General features: G+C 70.0%; 22 protein-coding genes. 7 read left to right on the forward strand and 15 right to left on the reverse strand.

Annotated features, from left to right (window positions below; genetic code table 11):
• Window positions 1-92 precede the first annotated feature (92 nt).
• On the forward strand, window positions 93-659 hold the full coding sequence (locus OHT51_RS26800; RefSeq protein WP_328881465.1) for a GPR1/FUN34/YaaH family transporter: 567 nt from the start codon (window positions 93-95) through the stop codon (window positions 657-659).
• A gap of 146 nt (window positions 660-805) precedes the next feature.
• Here the strand turns inward: OHT51_RS26800 and glmS are convergent, their stop codons facing one another.
• Window positions 806-2,623, reverse strand: a complete 1,818-nt coding sequence (gene glmS, locus OHT51_RS26805; protein ID WP_328881466.1) for a glutamine--fructose-6-phosphate transaminase (isomerizing) — start codon at window positions 2,621-2,623, stop codon at window positions 806-808.
• Between the two features lie 14 nt (window positions 2,624-2,637).
• Window positions 2,638-2,895 carry a hypothetical protein gene (locus OHT51_RS26810; protein ID WP_328427477.1) on the reverse strand — a complete coding sequence of 86 codons (258 nt, stop codon included), beginning with the start codon at window positions 2,893-2,895 and terminating at the stop codon, window positions 2,638-2,640.
• A gap of 208 nt (window positions 2,896-3,103) precedes the next feature.
• Between OHT51_RS26810 and OHT51_RS26815 the strand changes: the two genes are divergently transcribed.
• Window positions 3,104-4,666: a purple acid phosphatase family protein gene (locus OHT51_RS26815; RefSeq protein WP_328881467.1), complete on the forward strand. Its 1,563-nt coding sequence runs from the start codon at window positions 3,104-3,106 to the stop codon at window positions 4,664-4,666.
• A gap of 26 nt (window positions 4,667-4,692) precedes the next feature.
• On the opposite strand, the gene OHT51_RS26820 is transcribed toward OHT51_RS26815, so the two are convergent.
• The gene (locus OHT51_RS26820) at window positions 4,693-5,577 is read right to left on the reverse strand and encodes a DUF4429 domain-containing protein (RefSeq protein WP_328881468.1); all 885 of its coding nucleotides are present in this window, start codon (window positions 5,575-5,577) and stop codon (window positions 4,693-4,695) included.
• A gap of 70 nt (window positions 5,578-5,647) precedes the next feature.
• Between OHT51_RS26820 and OHT51_RS26825 the strand changes: the two genes are divergently transcribed.
• Window positions 5,648-7,231, forward strand: coding sequence for a beta-N-acetylhexosaminidase (locus OHT51_RS26825; protein WP_328881469.1), 1,584 nt, complete (start codon window positions 5,648-5,650; stop codon window positions 7,229-7,231).
• Between the two features lie 163 nt (window positions 7,232-7,394).
• Here OHT51_RS26825 and OHT51_RS26830 read toward each other — a convergent pair whose 3' ends face one another.
• From OHT51_RS26830 to OHT51_RS26855, 6 genes are all read right to left on the reverse strand, one after another.
• Window positions 7,395-9,167 (reverse strand): IucA/IucC family protein, encoded by a 1,773-nt coding sequence (locus OHT51_RS26830; protein WP_328881470.1) that lies wholly within the window; start codon window positions 9,165-9,167, stop codon window positions 7,395-7,397.
• A complete protein-coding gene (locus OHT51_RS26835; protein WP_328881471.1) occupies window positions 9,164-9,703 on the reverse strand; it encodes a GNAT family N-acetyltransferase in 540 nt (179 codons plus the stop codon). The genes OHT51_RS26830 and OHT51_RS26835 overlap by 4 nt, the downstream gene beginning before the upstream one ends.
• Window positions 9,700-10,977 (reverse strand): lysine N(6)-hydroxylase/L-ornithine N(5)-oxygenase family protein, encoded by a 1,278-nt coding sequence (locus OHT51_RS26840; RefSeq protein WP_328881472.1) that lies wholly within the window; start codon window positions 10,975-10,977, stop codon window positions 9,700-9,702. Before OHT51_RS26840 ends, OHT51_RS26835 begins: the two co-directional genes overlap by 4 nt.
• Window positions 10,961-12,403, reverse strand: a complete 1,443-nt coding sequence (gene desA, locus OHT51_RS26845) for a lysine decarboxylase DesA (RefSeq protein WP_328881473.1) — start codon at window positions 12,401-12,403, stop codon at window positions 10,961-10,963. Before desA ends, OHT51_RS26840 begins: the two co-directional genes overlap by 17 nt.
• 138 nt (window positions 12,404-12,541) lie before the next feature.
• Window positions 12,542-13,351 carry a siderophore-interacting protein gene (locus OHT51_RS26850; protein ID WP_328881474.1) on the reverse strand — a complete coding sequence of 270 codons (810 nt, stop codon included), beginning with the start codon at window positions 13,349-13,351 and terminating at the stop codon, window positions 12,542-12,544.
• A gap of 115 nt (window positions 13,352-13,466) precedes the next feature.
• Window positions 13,467-14,513 (reverse strand): ABC transporter substrate-binding protein, encoded by a 1,047-nt coding sequence (locus OHT51_RS26855; protein WP_328881475.1) that lies wholly within the window; start codon window positions 14,511-14,513, stop codon window positions 13,467-13,469.
• Between the two features lie 250 nt (window positions 14,514-14,763).
• Between OHT51_RS26855 and OHT51_RS26860 the strand changes: the two genes are divergently transcribed.
• The 3 genes from OHT51_RS26860 to OHT51_RS26870 all read left to right on the forward strand — a co-directional run bounded on the left by OHT51_RS26860 (window position 14,764) and on the right by OHT51_RS26870 (window position 17,333).
• Complete coding sequence (locus OHT51_RS26860; RefSeq protein WP_328881476.1) at window positions 14,764-15,468, forward strand: VanZ family protein; 705 nt, start codon at window positions 14,764-14,766, stop codon at window positions 15,466-15,468.
• Window positions 15,469-15,559: 91 nt separating this feature from the next.
• Entirely contained in the window at window positions 15,560-16,234 is a 675-nt protein-coding gene (locus OHT51_RS26865) for a response regulator transcription factor (RefSeq protein WP_328881477.1), read from the forward strand.
• The gene (locus OHT51_RS26870; RefSeq protein WP_328881478.1) at window positions 16,227-17,333 is read left to right on the forward strand and encodes a sensor histidine kinase; all 1,107 of its coding nucleotides are present in this window, start codon (window positions 16,227-16,229) and stop codon (window positions 17,331-17,333) included. Before OHT51_RS26865 ends, OHT51_RS26870 begins: the two co-directional genes overlap by 8 nt.
• A 56-nt stretch (window positions 17,334-17,389) precedes the next feature.
• Here OHT51_RS26870 and OHT51_RS26875 read toward each other — a convergent pair whose 3' ends face one another.
• The 4 genes from OHT51_RS26875 to OHT51_RS26890 are packed head-to-tail and all read right to left on the reverse strand — an operon-like array spanning window position 17,390 to window position 23,081.
• On the reverse strand, window positions 17,390-18,550 hold the full coding sequence (locus OHT51_RS26875; protein WP_328881479.1) for an acyl-CoA dehydrogenase family protein: 1,161 nt from the start codon (window positions 18,548-18,550) through the stop codon (window positions 17,390-17,392).
• A 6-nt stretch (window positions 18,551-18,556) separates the two neighbouring features.
• Window positions 18,557-19,489, reverse strand: coding sequence for a hydroxymethylglutaryl-CoA lyase (locus OHT51_RS26880; protein ID WP_328881480.1), 933 nt, complete (start codon window positions 19,487-19,489; stop codon window positions 18,557-18,559).
• On the reverse strand, window positions 19,486-21,450 hold the full coding sequence (locus OHT51_RS26885; protein ID WP_328881481.1) for an acetyl/propionyl/methylcrotonyl-CoA carboxylase subunit alpha: 1,965 nt from the start codon (window positions 21,448-21,450) through the stop codon (window positions 19,486-19,488). The genes OHT51_RS26880 and OHT51_RS26885 overlap by 4 nt, the downstream gene beginning before the upstream one ends.
• Before the next feature lie 14 nt (window positions 21,451-21,464).
• Entirely contained in the window at window positions 21,465-23,081 is a 1,617-nt protein-coding gene (locus OHT51_RS26890) for a carboxyl transferase domain-containing protein (RefSeq protein WP_328881482.1), read from the reverse strand.
• Window positions 23,082-23,178: 97 nt separating this feature from the next.
• Here OHT51_RS26890 and OHT51_RS26895 point away from each other — a divergent pair, with 97 nt between their 5' ends.
• Entirely contained in the window at window positions 23,179-23,775 is a 597-nt protein-coding gene (locus tag OHT51_RS26895) for an SACE_7040 family transcriptional regulator (protein ID WP_328881483.1), read from the forward strand.
• Window positions 23,776-23,793: 18 nt separating this feature from the next.
• Here OHT51_RS26895 and OHT51_RS26900 read toward each other — a convergent pair whose 3' ends face one another.
• A complete protein-coding gene (locus tag OHT51_RS26900) occupies window positions 23,794-24,450 on the reverse strand; it encodes a response regulator transcription factor (protein ID WP_328881484.1) in 657 nt (218 codons plus the stop codon).
• Entirely contained in the window at window positions 24,438-25,565 is a 1,128-nt protein-coding gene (locus OHT51_RS26905) for a sensor histidine kinase (RefSeq protein ID WP_443052564.1), read from the reverse strand. Before OHT51_RS26905 ends, OHT51_RS26900 begins: the two co-directional genes overlap by 13 nt.
• Window positions 25,566-25,613 lie beyond the last annotated feature (48 nt).

The following is a 25,613-nucleotide window of genomic DNA, read 5'->3' on the forward strand; positions in this document are numbered from 1 at the left end:
ACGTGAACTTACTCGCGCGTAGAGGTGTTTGTGCCTTTGTGAAGGGCATATATCGCTCACTGCACAATGCACATGCATGAAGGGAGCCCGCCGTGGACAACGACGTCTCTGCGGGAAGCGGAATAACCACCGTGGTCGGCCGACTCGCCCTCGGTGTCACCCTGTTGGCCTTCGGGCTGGGGTACGCCGATGTGATCGACGGCGTGTCAGCTGCTGACGCCGTATCAATCGCCCAGTACGTGGGCGGCATTGCCCTCTTCGTCGCCGGCCTGCTGGCCCTGCGCGACCATGACGCCGCGAACGGGACCGCGTTCGTGGCGCTCGGCGCCCTGTGGTTCACCTGGGCCGTCTCCGCCGACAGCCAGGTGTCCGCCAACGCGGCCGGGTTGTTCCTGCTGCTGTTCGCCCTCGTGGCGCTGACGCTGACCCTCGCGGGGGGCGACCAGCTCGGTCAGGCCGCGTACGGGTTGTTCTTCGTGTCCCTGCTGCTCATGGCCATCGCCGGCTTCGCCGACAACGACGGGCTCACCAAGGTGGGCGGCTGGTTCGCCGTCGCCGCGGGTGCGGTGGCCTGGTACGCCGCGACTGCGGCTCTCGCGCACTGGCCGACCGCACTTCCGCGACGCGCTGCGGGCCGGGGGGTGACGGCCACCGGTTAGCTGCGCCGGCTGGGGGGTTGGGCGGCTCCCCGGCGAAATGACGGACCCCCCGTTAGTGGTGGCATCACGGGGGGTTCGTCGCTGTTTCGTTGGCCTCTGCGGGTGCGTGGGGGCTGATCGCGCAGTTCCCCGCGCCCCTGGGCCGGCTATTCGACCGTTACCGACTTGGCGAGGTTGCGCGGCTTGTCGATGTCTCGGCCCAGGGTCAGGGCCGTGTGGTAGGCGAGGAGTTGGAGGGGGATGCCCAGCAGGATGGGGTCGAGTTCGTCCTCGTTCTTGGGGACGATGATCGTCTGGTCGGCCTTTTCCTGGGGCTGGTGGGCCACTGCGAGGATCTTGCCGCTGCGGGCCTTGATCTCCTCCAGGGCGGCGCGGTTCTTCTCCAGGAGGTCGTCGTCGGGGACGATCGCGACCGTGGGGAGGGCCGGCTCGATCAGGGCCAGCGGGCCGTGCTTGAGCTCGGAGGCCGGGTAGGCCTCGGCGTGGATGTAGGAGACCTCCTTGAGCTTGAGGGAGGCCTCGCGGGCGACCGGGTAGCCCCGGACGCGGCCGATGAAGAGCATCGAGCGGGCCTCGGCGTAGCTCTGGGCCAGCTTCTCGATCTCGCCCTCCTGCTCCATGATCCCGGCGATCTGGGCGGGCAGCTTGCGCAGGCCCTCGATGATGCGCTTGCCGTCGCGGACCGAGAGGTCGCGGGTGCGGCCCAGATGCAGCGCCAACAGGGCGAAAGCGACCGTCGTGTTGGTGAAGCACTTCGTCGAGACCACGCAGACCTCGGGGCCGGCGTGCACGTAGATGCCGCCGTCGGCCTCGCGGGCGATCGCGGAGCCGACCACGTTCACGATGCCCAGGACCCGCGCGCCCTTGCGCTTCAGCTCCTGGACGGCGGCGAGGACGTCGTACGTCTCACCGGACTGGGAGACCGCGATGTACAGGGTGTCGGGGTCGACGACCGCGTTGCGGTAGCGGAACTCCGACGCCGGCTCGGCGTCCGCGGGGATGCGGGCCAGCTCCTCGATCATCTGGCCGCCGATCATGCCCGCGTGGTACGAGGTGCCGCAGCCCAGGATCTTCACGCGGCGGATCTTGCGGGCCTCGCGGGCGTCCAGGTTGAGGCCGCCGAGGTGCACGGTGGAGAAGCGGTCGTCGATGCGGCCGCGCAGGACGCGGTCCACGGCCTCGGCCTGCTCGTGGATCTCCTTGTGCATGTACGTGTCGTGGCCGCCCATGTCGTACGACGCGGCCTCCCACTCGACGGTCGTGGGCTCGGCCGTCGTACGGGTGCCCTCCGTCGTGTAGGTGCGGAAGTCGTCGGCCTTGAGGGTGGCCATCTCGCCGTCGTCCAGCGTCACTATCTGCCGGGTGTGGGTGACCAGGGCCGCGATGTCCGAGGCGACGAACATCTCCTTCTCGCCGATGCCGAGGACGACCGGGGAGCCGTTGCGGGCGACGACGATGCGGTCCGGGAAGTCGGCGTGCAGGACCGCGATGCCGTACGTGCCCTCGATGAGGCGCAGCGTCTCGCGGACCTTGTCCTCCAGCTTCTCCGCCTGCGAACGGGAGATGAGGTGGACGAGGACCTCGGTGTCGGTCTCGGAGAGGAACTCGACGCCGTCGGCCTCCAGCTTGCGCCGCAGGTCGGAGGCGTTGTCGATGATGCCGTTGTGGACGACGGCGACCTTGCCCTCGGCGTCCAGGTGCGGGTGGGCGTTCACGTCGGAGGGGGCGCCGTGGGTGGCCCAGCGGGTGTGGGCGATGCCGGTCGTGCCCTTGAAGCGCGCCGGGACCTTGGCCTCCAGGTCGCGCACCCGGCCCTTGGCCTTGACCATCTTCAGGGCGGGCGCCTTCGGGGAGGAGACGACCACGCCGGCCGAGTCGTAGCCGCGGTACTCCAGGCGCTGCAGGCCCTCCAGCAGCAGGGGCGCCACGTCACGCTTCCCGATGTATCCGACGATTCCGCACATATATATAGGTATCCCTAGCCGTAGACGATGCGGCGCAGCTGGCGGAGCGTGAGCTCCGGTGGTGCCACCGCCCGGTATTTCAGGTCCGCCTCGATCCGTTCGAAGATCTCCGCGTTCACCAGTCCCTGGGCCTGGAGCTCGCGGTGGCGGCGGCGGACGACCTCTTCGGTCGTCTCGTCGAAGTAGGCGAGCACGTCCTGGATCACCCGCAGTGCCTCGCCCCGGCTGAGGGGCGTGCTGCGGGTCAGGTGATCAACAAGGTCGTCGTGCACTCGGTAGATCCTGAGGTATGAGGGAGCGCTTCGCAAGAATCCTGCCCGATTTCGGGCAGCTGCCTGGTAATCGGCTGGCAATCTGCTGTTGAACCTCCTTGGAAGAACATTGAGGGTCTCATGGGGGCCTGTTCCGGAGCCGTCCATACCGCGGCCCGTATCCCGTTGCCTGAGGGGACGAGTTTCGGGCGCCATGGACATTCCTCGCATGGGAGTACCCCAGCAGCTGGCCGAGCGCATGAGCATGGCCGAGCAGCACGCATACCTGCGCGCCAAGTTCTCGCGGCGCACGATGATCAGAGGCGGCGCCGTCACGCTGGGCGCCGTCGCGGGCGGCACCTTCGTACCCGGCGCCACCGCACAGGCCGCCGTGCCGACGCGGACGGCCCCGCACACCGAGACCGTCGACGGCGCCCTCGTCGCCCCCTTCGGCCGCCACCTCGCCTACGGCAACGACGCACGCACCGAGATGACCGTCTCGTGGCAGGTCCCGGTCGCCGTGAAGAAGCCGTTCGTGCGGATCGGCGCCCACCCCTGGGACCTCTCCCGCAAGATCGAGGCCGAGGTCCGCACCCTCCACACCCCGGCCGGCGTCGGGGCGAGCGCCGACCACACCCAGTACTACGTCCACGCCAAGCTCAGCCACCTGCGCCCGGGCCGGACGTACTGCTACGGCGTCGGCCACCAGGGCTTCGACCCCGCCGAGTCGCACCTGCTCGGCACCCTCGGCACCTTCACCACCGCGCCCGCACACAAGGAGCCGTTCACCTTCACGGCCTTCGGCGACCAGGGCGTCAGCTACCACGGCCTCGCCAACGACAGCCTGCTTCTCGGTCAGGACCCGGCGTTCCACCTGCACGCCGGTGACATCGCGTACGCCGACCCGGCCGGCCAGGGCAAGGCCGCCGACACCGGCTTCGACTCGCGGGTGTGGGACCAGTTCCTGGCCCAGACCGAGTCGGTCGCCAAGTCGGTGCCGTGGATGGTGAGTTACGGCAACCACGACATGGAGGCCTGGTACTCGCCCAACGGCTACGGCGGCGAGGAGGCCCGCTTCACGCTCCCCGACAACGGGCCGGACCGGAGGAACCTGCCGGGCGTCTACTCCTTCGTCCACGGCAACACCGCGGTCATCTCGCTCGACCCGAACGACGTGTCGTACGAGATCCCCGCCAACCTCGGCATCTCCGGCGGCACGCAGACCAAGTGGTTCGAGGCGCAGCTGAAGAAGTTCCGGGCGGCCCACGACATCGACTTCGTCGTCGTGTTCTTCCATCACTGCGCGTACTGCACCTCCACCGCGCACGCCTCGGAGGGGGGTGTGCGCCAGGAGTGGGTGCCGCTGTTCGAGAAGTACCAGGTGGACCTGGTCATCAACGGCCACAATCACCAGTACGAGCGCACGGACGTGATCAAGGGCGACAAGGTCACGAAGAAGCTGGAGATCGGCGGCACGGCGTACCCCGAGACCGAGGGCGTGGTGTACGTGACCGCGGGTGCGGCGGGCCGCAGCCTGTACGCGTTCAGCGCTCCGGACTCCTACGAGGGGCACGAGAACGAGGTCGACTCCGTGGCCTCCTTCGTCAACCTCAAGGACGGCAAGCAGAACGAGACGGTCGCCTGGTCCCGGGTGCGCTACCTCAACTACTCGTTCCTGCGGGTGGACGTCCAGCCCGCCCCGCGGGGCCGCTACGCCACCCTGAAGGTCCAGGGCATCGCCGAGACCGGTGACCGGATCGACCACTTCACGGTGGCTCGCCGGGCCAAGTAGGCCCACGCGGGGCCCCGGTAAGTCCGCTACATCCGCTTGAGAACCGCCTGCTTGGCCAAGGTGAACTCCTCGTCCGTCAGCACACCCGTGTGATGGAGCTCGCCGAGTTCGCGCAGGCGGCGCAGGAGGGCGTCGTGGTCGTCCTCGGCGGCCGCGACCCGAGGGGAAGGCAGCTCCGGTCGCGCGTCCGCCACGGCCGTACCGGCGGCCCTGGCCGGATGCGGGAGGCGGGCCTGGACCGCCGCCGCGACCAGGGCCATCAGCGGGTCCTTCTTGAAGCCCCACAGCTCCACCGAGTTCGGGTCGTACTTGGGCGGGGCCTTGGTGGGCGCGTTCCTGACGGTGAAGCGGAGGTGCCCGTTCTCCAGGCCCGCCGCCGGATGCCACTCCACGGCCGTGAGGTCGGTGACCGTGAGGGAGCGGCTGCCGGCGGCGGCCTTGGCGTCCTCCGTCTTCCAGTTCCACTCCAGGCGGATGTTCTCGCCGTCGAAGGTCGCGGTGCCGTCCCCGGCGGAGACCGACAGGGGCACCGACGGGCCCGGCAGCAGGTACGCGTCGACCGGGTCGGCCGGGACCTGGTCGAGCAGCAGGGCGTTGCGCACCTCGTCCACGAAGTACTCGGCGACGCCGTAGCGGTCGGACTCGACGATCAGCTGATACGGGTCGTTGGGCTCGGTGAGCCGGCCGCCGGTGGCGTGCAGCAGCGGGTCGGCGCCGTCACGCAGCCGCAGTCGCAGCCGCCCGGCCTTCTTGCCCTGCTCGAAGGAGACCCCCGCCAACGCCCCCAGGGGGACGACCAGTTCACCCAGCGTCTTGCGGAACAGGCTGACGTTCTTGTCCCGTCCGGGAGTCAGCCGTAGTGCGTCGCCGTCGAAGACCCACGTGCCGTCCTTCTGGATGATTTCCGCCATGGGGTGGATTGTTCCACCAGTCTCACGAGAGAGTGGTCCAGACCTCTTGGCTCATGGAAGGGACGGCCTTGTGAGACAGCGCCACAGATCGTTTCGCCTTCTCGGTTCCCTGCTGCTCGTCGCGATGGGCGTCTCCGTGACGGGGGCGGCCCCCGCGCCGGCGGTGTCGACCACCCCGCTCGACCGGGTGGTCCCCGCGCCCGCCTCGGTCGCCCCGAGCGGATCCCCCTACCGGATCACCCGCGACACCCGCATACGCGTCGACGACTCCCGCGAGGCCCGCCGCGTCGGCGACTACCTCGCGGCCGTCCTGCGCCCCTCCACGGGCTACCGTCTCCCGGTCACCGCCCACGGTGGCGGCGGTATCCAACTGCGCCTGGCGAAGGGCTCGTACGGCGACGAGGGCTACCGCCTCGACAGCGGCCGCAAGGGCGTCACCATCACCGCGGCCCGGCCCGCCGGGCTCTTCCACGGCGTCCAGACCCTGCGCCAACTGCTGCCGGCGGCCGTCGAGAAGGACTCCGTCCAGCGGGGCCCCTGGCTGGTCGCGGGCGGCACGATCAAGGACACCCCGCGCTACGGCTGGCGCGGCGCCATGCTCGACGTCTCCCGGCACTTCTTCAGCGTCGACCAGGTCAAGCGCTACATCGACCAGCTCGCCCTCTACAAGATCAACAAGCTGCATCTGCACCTCAGCGACGACCAGGGCTGGCGCATCGCCATCGACTCCTGGCCGCGCCTGACGACGTACGGCGGCTCGACCCAGGTCGGCGGCGGTCCCGGCGGGTACTACACCAAGGCCGACTACAAGGAGATCGTCCGGTACGCGTCCTCCCGCTATCTGGAGGTCGTCCCCGAGATCGACATGCCCGGCCACACCAACGCCGCCCTCGCGTCCTACGCCGAGCTGAACTGCGACGGCGTCGCGCCCCCGCTCTACACCGGCACCGAGGTCGGCTTCAGCTCGCTGTGCGTCAACAAGGACATCACGTACGACTTCGTGGACGACGTGATCCGGGAGCTCGCCGCGCTCACGCCGGGCAAGTACCTCCACATCGGCGGGGACGAGGCGCACTCGACCAGCCACGAGGACTATGTGAAGTTCATGGACCGCGTGCAGCCGCTCGTCGCCAAGTACGGCAAGACGGTGGTCGGCTGGCATCAGCTCACCGGGGCGACTCCGGCGAAGGGCGCTCTCGCGCAGTACTGGGGGCTGGACGGCACGAGCGCCGAGGAGAAGGCGCAGGTCGCCAGGGCCGCGCAGAACGGGACGGGGATCGTGCTGTCCCCGGCCGACCGGATCTACCTCGACATGAAGTACACGGCGGACACTCCGCTGGGGCTGGACTGGGCCGGTCTGGTCGAGGTGAGGCGGTCGTACGACTGGGATCCCGGCAACTACCTTCCCGGGGCGCCCGCTTCGGCGATCCGGGGTGTCGAGGCGCCGCTGTGGAGCGAGACGCTCACCAAGTCCGCGGACATCGAGTACATGGCCTTCCCGAGGCTGCCGGGCGTGGCCGAGCTGGGCTGGTCGCCGGCGTCCACGCATGACTGGGATGCCTACAAGGTGCGGCTTGCTGCGCAGGCTGAGCGGTGGGAGGCGTTGGGGATCGGGTTCTATCGGTCGCCGCAGGTTCCTTGGCCTACGGCGTGAGCGCGGTTCTTCGTCTGCGGGCCGGTGGGGGCTTGTCGCGTCCCGCGGCGGAGCCGCAAATTGACACAGCCCCGCGCCCCTGAAGGCCTGAAAGCCTCAATGCCGACGGGCACCCCGGGGGACCGTACCCCGGGGTGCCCGTCTGTCTGTGTGGGGCCGTGGACTACAGCCCTGCGATGGGGTTCTTCAGGTTGCCGACCAGCTGGAGGGCGCCGGCCGGGTCCGCGAGGTCGACCATCTGCTTGTTGTTGCGCAGCTGGAGGCGGTTGAGGCAGGACAGGGCGAACTCGGGGGCGAACATGTCGTACTGCTTGAACTTGTCGGCGAGTTCGGGCACCGAGTGCTGGTAGTCCCGGGTGACCTCGGCGACCGTGCGCCAGAAGTCGTCCTCCTCCAGGATTCCCTCGGCCGCGAGGTTGGCGGCGAGGAAGCGGAAGAAGCAGTCGAAGACGTCCGTGAAGACGGACAGGAGCTTCTTGTCCTCGGGGACCTCCACGCGCAGCCGTTCGACCGTCGGCGGCAGCACCGCGTCCGGGTCCATGACCGCGATCTCCTCGGCGATGTCCTTGTAGATCGCGCGCTCGACGGCGCCGTCCCTCAGGGCCAGGATGACGTTCTCGCCGTGCGGCATGTAGACGAGGTCGTAGGCGTAGAAGCTGTGCAGCAGCGGGGTGTAGTACGCCTTCAGGTAGCGGCGCAGCCACTCCACCGGTGCCAGCCCCGACTGCTCGATCAGCGCGCCCGCGAAGGACGCGCCCTCGTGGTCGACGTGGACGAGGGACGCCATGGTGGCCAGCGACTCGCCCTCCCGGAGGGAGGCGACGGGGCTCTCGCGCCAGAGCGCGGCCAGCATCTTGCGGTACGGCGAGTAGCGGTCCGTGGCCGCCTCGTACTCCAGGTGCCGGTAGCCGACGGCGGCGCGCTCGCGGATGATCGACAGGCCGGTGTCCCGCAGTACCGGGTCGTTGTCGATGAGCTGGGCGAGCCAGTCGTTGATGGCCGGGGTGGCCTCCATGTACGCCGCCGAGAGGCCGCGCATGAAGCCCATGTTGATGACGGACAGGGCCGTCTTCACGTAGTGCTTCTCGGGGCTGGACCGGTTGAAGAAGGTCCGGATCGACTGCTGGGCCAGGTACTCGTCGTCGCCCTCGCCGACGCAGACGAGGTGCCCCCGGGCGACCTCGGCGGCGAAGGTGACGGTGAGCTTGTTCCACCACTGCCAGGGGTGGACGGGGATGAGGAGGTAGTCGGCGGGGTCGAGGTCCTGGTCGCGCAGGACGCCGTTGAAGCGCTCGACGGTCTCCTCGCCCAGCTCCTGCCGTACGAAGGACTCGTAGTCGATGCCGACGCCGGCCGTGAACGCGGCGCGCGAGCGGTGGGCCGCGAGCCACACCAGGCGGACCGGGCTCGCGGTCTCGGGGGCGTACGACAGGTACTCGTGGATGCCGAAGCCGAGCCGCCCGTTGTTGGCGACGAAGCAGGGGTGGCCCTCGGTCATGCCGGTCTCGATGGCCTGGAAGCCGGACTTCACGAGCTCCGCGACCGGGACCTGCGGCTTGGTGAGCTTGTAGCAGGTGCCGGAGAGGGTGGAGGAGATCTCCTCCAGGTAGACCGGCAGGACCTCGTCGCTCAGGCCCAGGGACTTCTGCAGCTCGATGAAGAAGTCCAGGGCGGCGAGCGGGAGTTCGGCGCCGTCCCGGTGGCGGGTGATCGAGTCGGCGTCGACCTGCCAGTGGTCGAGGGCCCGGATCACCGCCTTGAAGGTGTACCGCGTCAGACCGTCGTCGCTGCGGACGGCGTACTCGCCGGCGCCGGTGGCCTCCGGCGTGATGAGCCGCTCGTGCGCGAACTCGGCGAGTGCTTTGCGGATCAGGAGGCGGTTGGCCCGCGCCCAGCGGTGGGGGGACAGATGCGCTACGGCGTCGGACAGGGTCATACAGCTACTCCTCGGGCGGACAAGAACTGATCGCGCGTGCAGAAGCTCAGCAGCGCGCGCTTCTCCGGCTTGTCGATCTCACGGTCGGGAACAAAGCCCACGGCCTCGTTCAGCGCGTGTACGGCCTTGTTGCCCACGTCGGGCTCCACGACGACCCGGCGGGTACCCGGGTCGGCGAACAGCTCGTCCATCACGGCGGTGATGACGGCGCGGGTGAAGCCGCTGATGGGCCGGTCGGTGGGGGCGACCAGGAAGTGCATGCCGACATCGCCGGGCTCGGGCTCGTACAGGCCGACCAGCTCGACGTACCGGGGGTCGTACTTCTCCATCAGGAACGCCGGTTCGCCGTCGTGCAGGCCCAGGTAGGCGTGGTGGTGCTCGTGGGCCGCGATGCGCATGTACTCGCGCTCGACGTCCTGGAGTTTCGCGTCCTGCATCATCCAGAAGGCCGCCTTGGGGTCGGTTACCCAGCGGTGCAGCAGCTCGGCGTCCTTCAGGGGGTCGAGGGCGCGGACGGTGAAAGTGCCAATGCTCATACGGAGAACTCCTGGAACGCGATGGTCTTCTCGACCGGGTAGTACTCGGTGCCGAGCAGCTCGCGGATGATGTACGCGTTCCGGTACGGGCCCATGCCCAGGTCCGGGCTGGTGATGCTGTGCGTGTGGACGCCGGCGTTCTGGAGGAAGACGCCGCGGCCGGTGACGTCGACGGCGTAGTTGCGGGCGACGTCGAAGTTGCCCTGCGAGTCGTAGACCAGCCGGTCCTTGACGGGAGCGAGGAACTCCGGCTCGGCGTACTTGTAGCCGGTGGCCAGCACCAGGCCCTGCGAGTCGAGGTCGAAGTCCTTCTGCTGCTCCTCCTGGCGGAAGGACAGGGTGTACGTGCCGTTCTCGTACGCCGCCCCGTTCAGCGAGGAGTTGGTGAGCAGCCGGGTCGGGACCGGGCCGCCGAGGTTCTTCTGGTAGAGCAGGTCGAAGATCTCGTTGATCAGATCGCCGTCGATGCCCTTGAACAGGCCCTTCTGCTCGGCCGTGAGGCGGTAGCGGGTCGCCTCCGGCAGCTCGCGGAAGTAGTCGACGTACTCCGGCGACGTCATCTCCAGCGTGAGCTTGGTGTACTCCAGCGGGAAGAAGCGCGGGGAGCGGGTGACCCAGTTCAGCCGGTAGCCGTGGACGTCGATCTCGCTGAGCAGGTCGTAGTAGATCTCCGCCGCGGACTGCCCGGAGCCGACCAGCGTGATCGACTCCTTCTTCTGCAGCTCCGCCTTGTTCTGCAGATAGCGGGAGTTGTGGATGAAGTCGCCGCCCAGGCCCTGGCAGGCCTCGGGTATGAAGGGCGGGGTGCCGGTGCCGAGGACGAGGTGACGGGCGCGGTAGGTGTCACCGGCGGTCGTCGTCACGACGTACAGCTCGTCCTCGTACGTCACCTCGGCGACCGTCGTGCTGAAGCGGATGCTGCTCAGCTTGTTCGCGGCCCAGCGGCAGTAGTCGTCGTACTCGACCCGCAGCGGGTAGAAGTTCTCCCGGATGTAGAACGAGTACAGGCGGCCCTTCTCCTTCAGGTAGTTCAGGAAGGAGTACGGCGAGGTCGGGTCGGCCAGGGTGACCAGGTCCGACATGAACGGGGTCTGGAGGTGGGCACCGTCCAGGAACATGCCCGCGTGCCACTCGAAGTCCGGCTTCGTCTCCAGGAAGACGCCGTCGAGCTCGTCGATCGGCTCGGTCAGGCAGGCGAGGCCGAGGTTGAACGGGCCGAGCCCGATCCCCACGAAATCATGGGTTTTGGTCGGGTTTTCAGGACGCGCGGTCAAGGGACTCTCCCAGGTACTGCTCGGCGTGGCCGGCGATCAGGTCGAGGACGGCGGCGATGTCTTCGGTCGTCGTCTCGGGGTTGAGCAGGGTGAACTTCAGGTAGTGGCGGCCGCCCACCTTGGTGCCCGCGACCACCGCGTCGCCGGAGGCGAACAGGGCCTTGCGGGCGTACAGGTTGGCGCGGTCGATCTCGGCGGGGTCGGTGACGGCCGCCGGGATGTAGCGGTAGACCAGGGTGGACAGCGACGGCTCGACCACGACGTCGAAACGCGGGTCGGCGGCCAGCAGCTTCCAGCCCTCCACCGCCAGGTCGCAGACCTCGTCGAAGAGCTGCCCGATGCCGTCGGCGCCCATCGTGCGCAGGGTCATCCACAGCTTGAGGGCGTCGAAGCGGCGGGTCGTCTGCAGGGACTTGTCGACCTGGTTGGGGATGCGCTCGGTGACCATGCGGCGCGGGTTGAGGTACTCCGCGTGGTAGGTCGCGTGGCGCAGCGTCGAGGCGTCGCGGACCAGCACGGCCGACGAACTCACCGGCTGGAAGAAGGACTTGTGGTAGTCGACGGTGACGGAGTCGGCGCGCTCGATGCCGTCGATGCGGTCCCGGTACTTCACGGAGGCGAGCAGTCCGCAGCCGTAGGCGGCGTCGACGTGCATCCAGGTGCCGAACTGCTCGCACAGCTCGGCGATCTCGGGCAGCGGGTCGATGGAGCCGAAGTCGGTCGTGCCGGCGGTGGCGACGACGGCCATCGGGACCAGGCCGTCCTTCTTGCAGCGCTCCAGCTCATGGGCGAGCGCGACGGTCTGCATCCGCTTGTCGTGGTCGACGGGGATGGAGACGACGGCGTCCTGGCCGAGCCCGAGGAGCTTCGCGGACTTCTTCACGCTGAAGTGGCTGACCTCGGAGGCGAAGATGCGCAGTTTCGCCAGGCTGTCGGACTTGGCCTCCTCGCGGGCCAGCAGCAGCGCCTGGAGGTTGGACTGCGTGCCGCCGGAGGTGAAGACACCGTCGGCGTTCTCGCCGAGGCCTATTCGGGCGGTCGTCCAGTCGACGAGCTTGCGCTCGATGAGGGTGCCGCCGGCCGACTGGTCCCAGGTGTCCAGGGAGGAGTTGACGGCGGAGAGGATCGCCTCGCCGAGCACGGCCGGGATGACGACCGGGCAGTTGAGGTGGGCGAGGTAGCGGGGGTGGTGGAAGTAGATCGCGTCCCGGAGGTAGACGTCCTCCAGCTCGTCGAGGACCGCGGCGGTGTCGTGCAGCGGCTGGTCGAGGTCGATCGCGTCGATGGCCGGGGCGAGGGCGTCGACGGTGACACCGGTGAACGGACGGTCGGTGGCGGCGAGTTTGGCTGCCACCCGCTCTATACCTTCGGTCACGGAGCTGCGGTACCGCTCCGCGGTCGTGTCATTGAGCAGGTGCGAGCGCATGGGGAGGTCCTCCGGTGGGGACGGGCCGTGTGGTGCGGGGTGCGGGGGGCGTGCGTGAATTTAGGTTAGCCTAACCTAAGTAACGCGAACTCAGGGCAGCCTCGACCGTGACTGTGATCACGTGGCTCCCGGCGGTAACTACTCGGCTGCGCGCAGCTGTTCCTCGGTCATGCCCTGGCGCCAGTAGCCGACGAACGTCACCCGGCGCCGGTCGATCCCGCGCTCACCGACGAAGTGCCGGCGCAACGCCTTCACGCGGCCGGACTCACCGGCGATCCAGACGTACGGACGCTCGGCGGGCGGCAGTTCGGCGGCGCGGACGGCATCGAGGCCGTCCTCCTCGACCAGCCAGGTGATCTCGGCCTCGGCCTCGGTCACCAGGTCCTGGATGTCCCCGGCGTCGTGCACCTCCAGCCACACCCGGGCGCGGGTCCCGGCGGGCAGGGTTTCGAGGATGGCGGAGACGGCGGGCACGGCGGTTTCGTCGCCCCAGATCACCACGAGGTCGGTGTTCTGCGGGGGCCGGAACCGGATCGCCCGGTTGTCGGCGATGGCCGGACCGAGCAGCAGGACCCGGTCACCGGCGGCGGCGCGGGAGGCCCAGTGCGAGGCGGGCCCGGCGGGTTCGTGCAGGACGAAGTCGATGTCGATCTCGTCGGGGTTCCGGCGCAGGGCGCGGAGCGTGTACGACCGCATCACGGCGCGGACGTCGTCAGGGAGTTCACGCCATCCCTGCCACCAGCCGTCACCGAGTTCGAGGGGAACCTGTGGCTCGGTCTGGCCGGGATGCGGCAGGAAGATCGACAGGCTCTGGTCACACCCGTCGGAGTGGAAGGCGTGCAGATCGGCCCCGGCGAAGGTGACCCGGACCAGGGACGGCCCGAGCCGCCGCGTCCGTACGACCTGGAGGGAGAAGAAGCGGAAGGGGGCGGCGACGGCGGTGGTCATGGGGGTAACTCCCGAATCGACGTCAGGGGATCCGACCTGCTTTTAGGGGCGCGGGGAACTGCGCGACCAGCCACAACGGGCCCGCAGTCGCCCCGCCACCTCAAGGGGCCCTTGTCTAGGCGACCTTCTTGGCCTTCTCGATGGCCTCGGCCAGGCTCGTCAGCAGCGGCGTGCACTTGTCGTAGGACAGGATCGGCTCGGGAGAGCGGGCGATGACCTGCCCGGCCTTCACCGCAGGCAGCTTCTTCCAGGTGGCCTCGGTGATGTCGGCGGGCTGGATCGTCGAGGAGCGGTCGTCCATCATGATGATGTCGGCCGGGTACTTGTCGACGTTCTCCCAGCTGAGGCTCTCGAACCAGCCGCCGCCCTCCTTCTTGGCGCTCTCCGGCGGCTCGACGAACTTCACGCCGAGGGCCTTGAAGTACTCAAGGTCGATGGAGAGGTTCGTGCCGGAGACGTAGAAGATGTCCTGGCTCGCGGAACCGGCCAGCACCTTGATCTCGGGGCGGGCCTTGGCGGCCTTGCGCACACGCTCGGCCGCGGCCTCGAAGTCCTTCTTGGACTGGGCGACCTTGTCGGCCTTCATGTCCGCGCCGAGGGACTCCGCCAGCTCCCACATCTTCTGCAGCGGCTGGGTGATCTGGCGGTCGTAGACGGAGATCGCGGCGCTCGGGGCGAGCTTGGCGATCTTGTCCTTGGAGGCCTCGGGGACGTACCAGAGGGTGCCCGCGCTGTCGAAGGTCGTGGAGATGAGGACCTCGGGGGCGAACGCCGCGTACTCCTCTACGTTGAACTGGTCCCAGACGTTGCCGAAGACGGTCAGCTTGCTGATGTCCATGTCGCCGGCCTGGACGTCGGCCTTGCCGTCCTGCGTCTTGGTCGGGCCGAAGACGCCCTTGACCTCGATGCCGTAGTCGTGGAGTGCGGCAGCGACACCGACGAAGGCCACGATCTTGGTGGGGACCTTGTCGAGCTTCACGGTGGTGCCGCGGTCGTCCTTGAACGCCCAGGGGCCGGACTTGGCAGCAGTCGTGGCGTCGTCCGAGCCACCGTTCTTCGCGTCGTCGTCCCCGCAGGCTGCGAGCACGGCGCCGAGGCCGAGGGCGCCGCCCGCGGCGAGGATGCCGCGACGGGTGAGGTGGGTGGCTCTTGCGTTGGACATGGGTACGCTGCTTTCGAACAGGGCTGATCACCGGCCGGACAATTCGAAGGTAGGTTAGCCTAACCTGAGCTGATCTCCCAGGGGTGGGTCCCTTGTGATCGAAGCTGTGCGTCCCCTGAGAGATGTGTACCTGAACCAACAAGGTTCAACGCCCTTGCATTGAGGGCTTGTTGACGCCCTTCGCGTGTATCGCGGGCATATCGAAAATCGCATACGCCGCGGCAACGGACCCTCCGTCTCCAATGGGGGCATGAACCCCAACGCATCCTTGTCGGCACCGCCCCGCCGCACACGCAGGATCGTGCTCCTCGGTCTGGCGGTCCTCGGCGTCGCGAGTGCCCTGTTCGTCGTGCGGGGGCCGCTCATGATGTCGGCTCCGAGGTGTATGGCGGGTCGGTGGCACGGCTGCTTCGACACCTTCAACGGTGTGGTGCTCATGACGTTGGTCGCGCTGCCGTTGGCCGTGCTGGTGGCATGGGCGTTGGCACGGCGTCGGCGTGCCGCCGGGGTCCCGTCGGCGTGGCGGACGTCGCTGGCCGAGGTGGGCATGGTCCACGGGACACTGCCGTTCCTGTGGCTGACCATGATGCCGGGCGCCCTGCCCGGCATCGCCCCCGCCCGGGTGAGTCTGGTGCCGCTGCGGGACCTGGTCACGATGGGGCCGCTCGGGATCGTCGGCAACCTGCTGGTCTTCGCGTCCCTGGGGTTCTTCGCCCCGATGCGGTTCGCGGCACTGGCGTCCGTGCCGCGGATCCTGGCGCTCGGGGCGGGCTGCTCGGTCCTGGTCGAAACCGCACAGTACGTGCTGCGCCTCGACCGGGTGTCGTCCGTGGACGACGTGTTGGTCAACGCCGCCGGCGCCGTGCTGGCCGCGCTGGCATCGCGCCGCTGGTGGCGCACCTCGGCGGACGCGCCGTCGGACCGGCCTCGCCCCGCGCCGGCTCCGACGGGCTGAGTCGTGTGCCGGTGTGCACAGGTCTTTGCGCACGTCCTTGCACATGTCCTTGCATACGTCCGCGATATGTTCCGCTGCTTAGGCTCCGGGTATGCGCGTACTGATCGTGGAGGACGAGCCCCACTTGGCCGAAGCCGTCCGTGACGGTCTACGGCTGGAGGCGATCGCCGCCGACATCGCAGGCGACGGCGACACCGCCCTGGAGCTGCTCAGCGTCAACTCCTACGACCTCGCGGTCCTCGACCGTGACATCCCCGGCCCCTCCGGCGACGAGGTCGCCCGGCGCATCGTCGCCTCCGGCAGCGGCATCCCGATCCTCATGCTCACCGCTGCCGACCGGATCGACGACAAGGCCTCCGGGTTCGAGATCGGCGCCGACGACTACCTGACCAAACCGTTCGACCTGCGGGAGCTCGTCCTGCGGCTGAGGGCGCTCGACCGCAGGCGGGCGTATGCCCGGCCCCCGGTCCGCGAGATCGCGGGCCTGCGGGTCGACCCGTTCCGCCGGGAGGTCTTCCGCGACGGACGCTATGTCGCGCTGACCCGCAAACAGTTCGCCGTCCTCGACGTGCTCGTCGCCGCCGAGGGCGGGGTCGTCAGCGCCGAAGAGCTGCTCGAACGGGCCTGGGACGAGAACGCCGACCCCCTCACCAACGCCGTGCGCATCACCGTCTCCGCACTGCGCAAACGGCTCGGCGAACCATGGATCATCGCCACGGTGCCCGGCGTCGGCTACCGGATCGACACCGGTACCCCGCATGACTAGACGCCCAGGGCTCAGTGCCCGACTGAAACTCACCCTCAGCTACGCCGGGTTCCTCGCCGTCGCCGGCGCTCTCCTGCTGACCGTGGTGTGGATGTTCCTGCTGCGCTACGTACCCGACAACCCCCAGGGGCTGCTCGGGATCTCGCCCAACCGCTATCTCCTTGTGCGCACCTTCTTCCCCGCCGCGGCCGTGGCGATGGGTTTCCTGCTCGTGTTCGGCCTCCTCGGGGGATGGATCCTCGCCGGCCGGATGCTCGCACCGCTCACACAGATCACGGACGCGGCACGGATGGCCGGGAACGGGTCGCTGTCCCACCGGATCCGCATGAAGGGCCGCCACGACGAATTCCGTGACCTCGCTGATGTCTTCGACACCATGCTCGAACAACTCGAGTCCCACGTCGGCGAGCAGCAGAGATTCGCCGCGAACGCCTCCCATGAACTGCGCACCCCGCTGGCCATCTCGCGGACGCTCCTCGACGTCGCCCACAAGGACCCGACGCGGGACCGGGGCGAACTCATCGAACGCCTTCAGGCCGCCAATACGCGCGCGATCGACCTCACCGAGGCCCTTCTGCTGCTCAGCCGCAGCGACCGCGGGCACGTCAGCCGCGAGAGCGTCGACCTCTCCCTCGTCGCCGAAGAAGCCGCCGAAACCCTGCTTCCCCTCGCCGAACAGCGCGGGATCACGCTCGACGTCACCGGCGGGGCGACAAGGACCGGCGGCTCCGCGGAGCTCCTGCTGCGGATGGTGACGAACCTCGTCCAGAACGCCATCGTCCACAACCTCCCCGCCGGCGGCACCGTGACGGTCCACACCGAGACACACGGCGACACGAGCGTGCTGCGGGTCGAGAACACGGGCCGGACGCTCCCGCCGGAACTGCTACCGGCCCTCACCGAACCCTTCCAGCGCGGCACGGAACGCGTACGCACCGACGAGCACGCCGGGGTCGGCCTCGGGCTGGCCATCGTGCACAGCATCGTCCGCGCCCACGACGGAACCCTCGGCCTCGTCTCCCGCCCCGCCGGCGGTCTCCTCGTCACGGTCCGGCTTCCCGGTACGCCGTCGGTACCGTCCCCGGGCGGGACCCGCTGAATCGTCGAAGAGAGCTGTGAGGCTCCCGGGACAGCGGGCCCGCCCGGCCGTGGGACTCAGCCCACCAGCCCCAACTCCCGCGCGATCAGCATCCGCTGCACCTCGCTCGTGCCCTCGCCGATCTCCAGGATCTTGGAGTCCCGCCACATCCGGGCCACCGGGTACTCGTTCATGAAGCCGTAGCCGCCGTGGACCTGCGTCGCGTCGCGGGCGTTGTCGACCGCGATGGTGGAGGAATAGAGCTTCGCGAGCGCCGCTTCCTTCTTGAATGGCTCCCCGGACACCAGGCGGGAGGCCGCGTCGCGCCAGGCGAGGCGGGCCGTATGGGCCTTCATCTCCATGTCGGCGATCTTGAACTGGATGGCCTGGTTGGCGCCGATGGGGCGGCCGAAGGCGTGACGTTCCTTCGCGTACTTCACCGACTCGTCCACACAGCCCTGCGCCAGGCCCGTCGCCAGTGCCGCGATGGCGATGCGGCCCTCGTCCAGGATGCGCAGGAACTGGGCGTACCCGCGGCCCTCCTCGCCGAGGAGGTTGGCCGCCGGGACGCGGACGTCCGCGAAGGACAGCTCACGGGTGTCGGAGGCGTTCCAGCCGACCTTGGAGTACGGCGCGGCGACCGTGAAGCCCGGGGTGCCGGACGGGACGATGATGGACGAGATGAGCGGCTTGCCGTCCGGCTTGCGGCCCGTCACCGCCGTGACCGTGACCAGGCCGGTGACGTCCGTACCGGAGTTGGTGATGAAGCACTTGGTGCCGTTGATCACCCACTCGTTCGTCGACTCGTCCAGGCGGGCCGTGGTGCGCGTCGCGCCCGCGTCCGAGCCGCCGTCGGGCTCGGTCAGGCCGAAGGCGCCGAGCATCTCGCCGGAGCACAGGCGGGGGAGCCACTCCCGCTTCTGGGCGTCGGTGCCGAACAGGTGGATCGGCATCGCGCCGAGAGAGACGCCCGCTTCGAGCGTGATGGCCACCGAGGAGTCCACGCGGGCCAGCTCCTCCAGCGCGATGCCCAGCGCCAGATAGTCGCCGCCCATACCGCCGTACTCCTCGGGGAACGGCAGGCCGAACAGGCCCATGCGGCCCATCTCCCGCACGATCTCGTACGGGAACTCATGACGCTCGTAGAAGTCGCCGATCTTGGGCGCCACGACATCGTGGGCGAACGCCTCCACCGTGCGGCGGAGTTCCTCCAGATCGGGGGAGAGACGGTGGTCCATGGCTCTTCACTGCTCCTTGTGGGACAGGGCTCGTACGGTGCGGGACGGGCTGGGTCGGCCCAGTTGCTCGGCCATCCACGCGCTTGTGGCGACTAGGCGGTCGAGGTCGACTCCGGTGTCGATGCCGAGGCCCTGCAGCATCCACACGAGGTCTTCGGTGGCGAGGTTGCCGGTGGCGGACTTGGCGTAGGGGCAGCCGCCGAGGCCGCCGGCGGAGGCGTCGACGGTGGTGACGCCGTGTTCGAGGGCGGCGTACGTGTTGGCCAATGCCTGGCCGTAGGTGTCGTGGAAGTGGACGCCGATGACGTCTGTGGGCACGCCCTCCTCGCCCAGCACGGAGAGGAGTTCCCGCACATGGCCGGGCGTGGCGACGCCGATCGTGTCGCCCAGGCTGAGCTCGTCGCAGCCCATGTCGCGCAGTGCCCTGCACACGCGGACCACCTGGTGGACCGGGACCGCGCCCTCCCAGGGGTCGCCGAAGCACATGGAGACATAGCCGCGGACATGGATGTCCTCGGCCTTGGCGCGGGCCACGACCGGCTCGAAGACCGCCAGTGACTCGTCGAGCGTCCGGTTGAGGTTGGCCTTGGCGAAGGACTCCGTGGCGCTGGCGAAGACGGCGACCCGGCGGGCGCCGAGGGCCAGGGCGCGGTCCAGGCCGCGGTTGTTCGGGACCAGGACGGGGAGCGCCACCGGGAGGTCGCTGACGAGCGGGAACAGCTCTTCCGCGTCGGCCAGTTGGGGCACCCACTTGGGGTGGACGAAGCTGGTGGCCTCGATCGTCGTCAGCCCCGCCTCGGCCAGCCGGCGCACGAACTCCGCTTTGACCTCGGTCGGCACGGTCGACTTCTCGTTCTGCAGGCCGTCGCGGGCCCCGACCTCGTGGATGCGGACGCGGGCGGGCAGACCCGGCGCCGGCACGACCATGGGCAGTGTCATCGCTCCTCCTGTGCGGCGTCGCTCGCCGGGGTGATGACCGCCAGGACCTGGTCCATGGCGACGGTGGTGCCGGGTGTGACGTCCAGTTCGGCGACCGTGCCGGCGTGCGGGGCGGAGATGACGTGCTCCATCTTCATCGCCTCGACGACCAGCAGGCTCTGCCCTGCGGCCACTTCGTCGCCGACGGCGACCTTCACCACCGTCACCGTGCCAGGCATCGGCGCGGTGAGGGAGTCGGCGCCGGAGTGCCCGGCTCCGGTGAGGGACGCGGCGACCGGGTCGTGGTCGCGCACGTGCCAGGCGTCGCCGTCCCGGCCCAGCCAGGTGCCGTCCGGCAGGGCGGCGAGGTCGAAGGTGTGCCGGACGCCGTCCAGGGTCACCGACACTCGGCCGTCCGTGACGGTGGCGGAACCGCGCGGGGCGTACTCCACCGGGTCCTGCACCCGCAGCGGGAAGCCGACGGGCTTCGGGGTGCCGCCGAGGCGCCAGCCGCTCGGCACCGAGAACGGGTCCGTCCAGCCGTCGCCCCGCGGCCGCAGCGCCTCCATCCGGACGGCCGCCGCCGCCTCGTAGACCTCGTCGGGTACGTCCGTGGCGACCAGGTCGTCCACCACGCGCTCGACCAGCCCGGTGTCCAACTCGCCCGCGACGACCGCCGGATGCGCGAGCAGCCGCCGCAGGAACCCGGCGTTCGTCTGCACGCCCAGCGTGACCGTCTCCGCGAGAGCCGCCCGGAGCTTGCGCAGCGCCGTGGCGCGGTCGGGGCCGTACGCGATCACCTTGGACAGCATCGGGTCGTACAGGCTGCCGACCTCGGTGCCCTCGCTGAGCCCGGAGTCGGTGCGGATGCCGTCGCCCTGGGGCTCGCGCAGCTTGCGGACCGTGCCGCCCGAGGGGAGGAACCCGCGCGCGGGGTCCTCGGCGCAGATCCGGGCCTCCACCGCGTGCCCGGTGAGGCGTACGTCCTCCTGCGCGAAGGCCAGCGGCTCGCCCGCCGCCACCCGCAGCTGCCACTCCACCAGGTCGAGTCCGGTGATGAGCTCGGTGACCGGGTGCTCGACCTGGAGGCGGGTGTTCATCTCCATGAAGTAGTACGAGGACGGGTCGCCGCCCGGCACGATGAACTCCACCGTGCCCGCGCCTCGGTAGCCGCAGGAGCGGGCCGCCTGTACGGCGGCCTCGCCCATTCCCGCTCGCGTGGCCTCGTCGAGGAGCACACTCGGCGCCTCCTCGATGATCTTCTGGTGCCGCCGCTGCAGGGAGCACTCACGCTCCCCGAGGTGGACGACGTTCCCGTGGCCGTCGGCCAGGACCTGGATCTCGATGTGCCGGGGCCGGTCGATCCACCGCTCGACGAGGAGCGTGTCGTCACCGAAGGAGGCGCGTGCCTCACGGCGGGCGGCGGCGATCTCGTCGCCCAGCACGGCCGCGTCCCGCACCAGCCGCATGCCCTTGCCGCCACCGCCGGCCGACGGCTTGAGCAGCACGGGCATGCCGATCTCACGGGCGGCGTCGGCGAGTTGGGCGTCCGTGAGCCCGCTGCCGCTGGAGCCCGGGACGACCGGGACGCCGGCCGCCTTCACCGTCTCCTTGGCCCGGATCTTGTCGCCCATCAGCGAGATGGCGTCGGCGGGCGGTCCGATGAAGACCAGCCCGGCGTCGGCGCAGGCACGCGCGAAGCCGGCGTTCTCCGCGAGGAAGCCGTACCCCGGGTGGACGGCCTGGGCGCCGGTGCGGGCCGCCGCCTCCAGCAGCCGCTCCACCGACAGATAGCTCTCGGCCGCCGGCGCCGGACCGATGCGTACCGCCGTGTCGGCCTCACGGACATGCCGGGCGTCGGCGTCCGCGTCGGAGAAGACGGCCACCGAGCGCACGCCCAGCGAGCGGAGCGTACGGATCACGCGGACGGCGATCTCGCCCCGGTTGGCCACGAGGACCGTGTCGAACATGGTCTGCGTCATCTGCACAGTCCCCCTCACATCCGGAAGACGCCGAACTGGGGGTCACCCAGGGGCGCGTTGGCACAGGCGGTCAGGGCGAGGCCCAGCACCTGACGGGTCTCCAGCGGGTCGATCACGCCGTCGTCCCAGAGGCGGGCCGTCGCGTAGTAGGCGTTGCCCTGGCGCTCGTACTGCTCCCGGATCGGCGCCTTGAACGCGTCCTCGTCCGCGGCCGGCCAGTCCTCGCCCCGCGCCTCCAACTGGTCCCGCTTGACGGTCGCGAGGACGGACGCGGCCTGCTCGCCGCCCATGACGGAGATCTTGGCGCCCGGCCACATCCACAGGAAGCGGGGCGAGTACGCCCGCCCGCACATCGAGTAGTTCCCGGCGCCGTACGACCCTCCGACCACGACCGTCAGTTTCGGCACGCGCGTGCAGGCCACCGCCGTGACCATCTTGGCGCCGTGCTTGGCGATGCCGCCGGCCTCGTAGTCCTTGCCGACCATGAAGCCGGAGATGTTCTGGAGGAAGACCAGCGGGATGCCGCGCTGGTCGCACAGCTCGATGAAGTGGGCGCCCTTCTGGGCGGACTCGGAGAACAGGATGCCGTTGTTGGCGACGATGCCGACCGGGTGGCCGTGGATCCGGGCGAAGCCGGTGACGAGGGTCTGGCCGAACTCGGACTTGAACTCCGAGAAGCGGGAGCCGTCGACCACGCGCGCGATGATCTCGCGCACGTCGTAGGGGGTGCGGGAGTCGACCGGGACCGCGCCGTAGAGGCCGAAGGGGTCGACCTTCGGTTCCGTGGCGGGGGTGACCTCCCAGGGGAGGGTGCCGCGCGCGGGGAGCGTCGCGACGATGTTCCGCACGATCCGCAGCGCGTGCGGGTCGTCCTCGGCGAGGTGGTCGGTCACGCCGGACACCCGGGAGTGGACCTCACCGCCGCCCAGCTCCTCCGCCGTGACGACCTCACCGGTGGCGGCCTTCACCAGCGGGGGGCCGCCGAGGAAGATCGTGCCCTGGTTGCGGACGATGACGGCCTCGTCGCTCATGGCCGGGACGTAGGCCCCGCCGGCCGTGCACGAGCCCAGCACGGCGGCGATCTGCGGGATGCCCGCGCCCGACATGCGGGCCTGGTTGTAGAAGATCCGCCCGAAGTGCTCCCGGTCCGGGAAGACCTCGTCCTGCATGGGCAGGAAGGCGCCGCCGGAGTCGACGAGGTAGAGACACGGCAGGCGGTTCTCCAGGGCCACCTCCTGCGCGCGCAGGTGCTTCTTCACGGTCATCGGGTAGTACGTCCCGCCCTTGACCGTGGCGTCGTTGGCGACGATCACGCACTCGCGCCCGCTGACCCGGCCGATCCCGGCGATGACGCCGGCAGCCGGGGCCTGCCCGTCGTACATGCCGTCGGCAGCGAGCGGAGCGAGCTCCAGGAAGGGCGAGCCGGGGTCGAGGAGCGTGTCCACGCGGTCGCGCGGCAGCAGCTTTCCGCGCGCGGTGTGCCGGGCGCGTGCCTTCTCGCCGCCTCCCAGCCGGGCGGCGGCCAGCTTGCCGCGCAGCTCCTCCACGAGCGCCCGGTGGGCCTCCTCGTTGGCTTGCCAGGCCTGGGACGCGGGATCTGCCGCGCTCGCAAGCTCCGGTGCCTCGTGCATCGTGCGGTCCCCTCACCCAGTGGTCGACCAGTTAATGAGCGTTAACGCATTTCCTTCAGGTTAACGACCGCTAACCTCCCTGTCTAGAATTGCTTCCATGGCCACCAGAACCGACGCCCCGACCCGCCGCGAACAGATCCTCAAGGAGGCCGCGCGGCTCTTCGCCGAGCGTGGATTCCACGGCGTCGGTGTCGACGAGATAGGCGCCGCCGTCGGTATCAGCGGCCCCGGTCTCTACCGGCACTTCGCCGGCAAGGACGCGATGCTCGCCGAACTGCTGGTCGGCATCAGCGGACAGCTGCTGACCGGCGCGAAGCGGCGCCTCGCGGAGGCCGACGGCGTGCCGCCGGAGGCGGTGCTCGACTCCCTCATCGAGGGCCACATCGACTTCGCCCTCGACGACCGTCCCCTCATCACCCTGCACGACCGCGAGCTGGACCGCCTGCGCGACAGCGACCGCAAGCTCGTACGGCAGCTCCAGCGGCAGTACGTCGAGCTGTGGGTGGAGGTGGTGCGCAAGGTGTACCCGGAGCTCACGGAGCCGACGGCCCGCTCGGCCGTGCACTCGGTGTTCGGGCTGCTGAACTCGACGCCGCACCTGGGGCGGCCGGGGGCGCTGCCGGGGCGGGGAGTCACGGCGGTGCTGCTGCACCGGATGGCGCGGGGGGCGTTCGGGGCGGCCGGGGTGGAGTGAGCCGTACGGCGTCCGGAGCTATCCCTCGGCCGGGGCGCTCAGGTGACGCAGTACGGCCAGGACGCGGCGGCTGTATCCGGTGGTACCGGTGAGGCCGAACTTGTCGAAGATCGCGTTGGTGTGTTTCTCGACCGCGCTCTGTGAGACGTAGAGCTGCTGTGCGATGGCCGCGTTGGTGCAGCCCTGCGCCATCAGGGCCAGCACGTCGCGCTCCCGGGGCGTGAGCCCGTGCAGCGGGTCGGTGCGGGCGCTGCGGGCGAGGAGCCGGCGGACCACCTCGGGGTCGAAGGCGGTGCCGCCGGCGCCGACGCGCTCCAGGGCGGCGAGGAACTCCTCCACCTGCATGACCCGGTCCTTGAGCAGGTACCCGACGCCCTCGCTGCTGCCGCCGAGCAGCTCGGTGGCGTAGCGGCGCTCGACGTACTGCGACAGCACGAGCACGGCCGTACCGGGATGCAGCTCACGGATCCGCAGCGCGGCGCGCAGCCCCTCGTCGGTGTGCGTGGGCGGCATCCGGACATCCACGACGACGATGTCGGGCGGCTCGGCCGCCACCGCCACCAGCAGCGCCTCCGCGTCCCCGACGGCCGCCGCCACGACATGCCCCTCCTCGGCCAGCAGCCGCACGAGGCCTTCTCTCAGCAGTGCCGAGTCCTCGGCGATCATGACGCGCATGGGAGCTCCGCGGTGATGAGGGTGGGGCCGCCGGGTGGGCTGTGGATGGTGAGGTGGCCGTCGAGGGCGGCGATGCGGCGGGAGAGGCCGAGGAGGCCGCCGGTGGTGGGGCGGTGGGGGGCGCCGCCGGTGCCGTTGTCCTCGATGTGGATGAGGATGCCGTCGTGTCGTCCGGTCACGCGGATCTCGGCCCGGGTCGCGCCCGAGTGTTTCAGGGTGTTGGTGACGGCCTCGGCGGCGACGAAGTACGCGACCGTCTGTACGGGGACCGGGGGCGGGGTGCCGTCGAGGGCGTACGTCACCTCGACGGGCAGGACCGAGCGCTCCGCGAGTTCCTCCAGGGCCGCGGCCAGCCCGCGCTCGTCCAGGGCGGCGGGGTGGATCCGCCAGGCCGTCTCGCGCAGCTCCGTCAGTGCGTGGGCGGACTCCTCGTGGGCCTGGCGCAGCAGCGCGTCCGCCTTGGCGGGGTCCGTGGCGCGGCGGGCCCGGCCCAGCAGCATGCCCAGGGCGACCAGGCGCTGCTGCACGCCGTCGTGCAGGTCGCGCTCGATGCGCCGCCGTTCGTCGTGCACGGCCTGCATCACCCCGGCCCGGGTCTCGGCCAGTTCACCGACCCGGCGCCGCAGCAGTTCCGTCTCGCTGGGGCCCAGATGCCGCCGGGCCAGCTGCTCGTCGAGCTGCGCCAGCCCGCGCCCGCCCTGTGCGCACAGGAACAGGAGGAAGACGCCGCCCAGCCCGGACAGCGCGACGGTGCCGAGATGGTCGGGATCCATCACGAACCAGGCCCACACCAGCAGGGACGCGTAGGCGAGCCCGATCAGCGAGGTCAGCAGCACCAGCAGCCCGAACAGGCCGAGCGGCCAGCGTGCCGCCACATACCCGTACGCGGCCTGCCCGGTGCGCGGCGGGTCCAGCTCGGCGGCGTGGAAGACCGCGAGGCGGCGCCGCTCCAGGGCGGCGAGGCGCAGCGCGCTCGCGGGGACGGAGGAAGTGCGCCGGGCCGTCGGCCTGCGCAGCCGGCCGCCCAGGACGAGGACGAGTTCGGCCACCGCCGTGAGCCCGCCCAGCAGCAGCCCGGCGGCGAGGCGGAGCCAGCGCTCGGTGAATCCGATCACGACGGGTCAGGCTAGCCAAGGCGGCCGGGGCGGCGCCCTGCGGAAAAC

Source organism: Streptomyces sp. NBC_00299, from assembly GCF_036173045.1.
GTDB lineage: Bacteria > Actinomycetota > Actinomycetes > Streptomycetales > Streptomycetaceae > Streptomyces > Streptomyces machairae.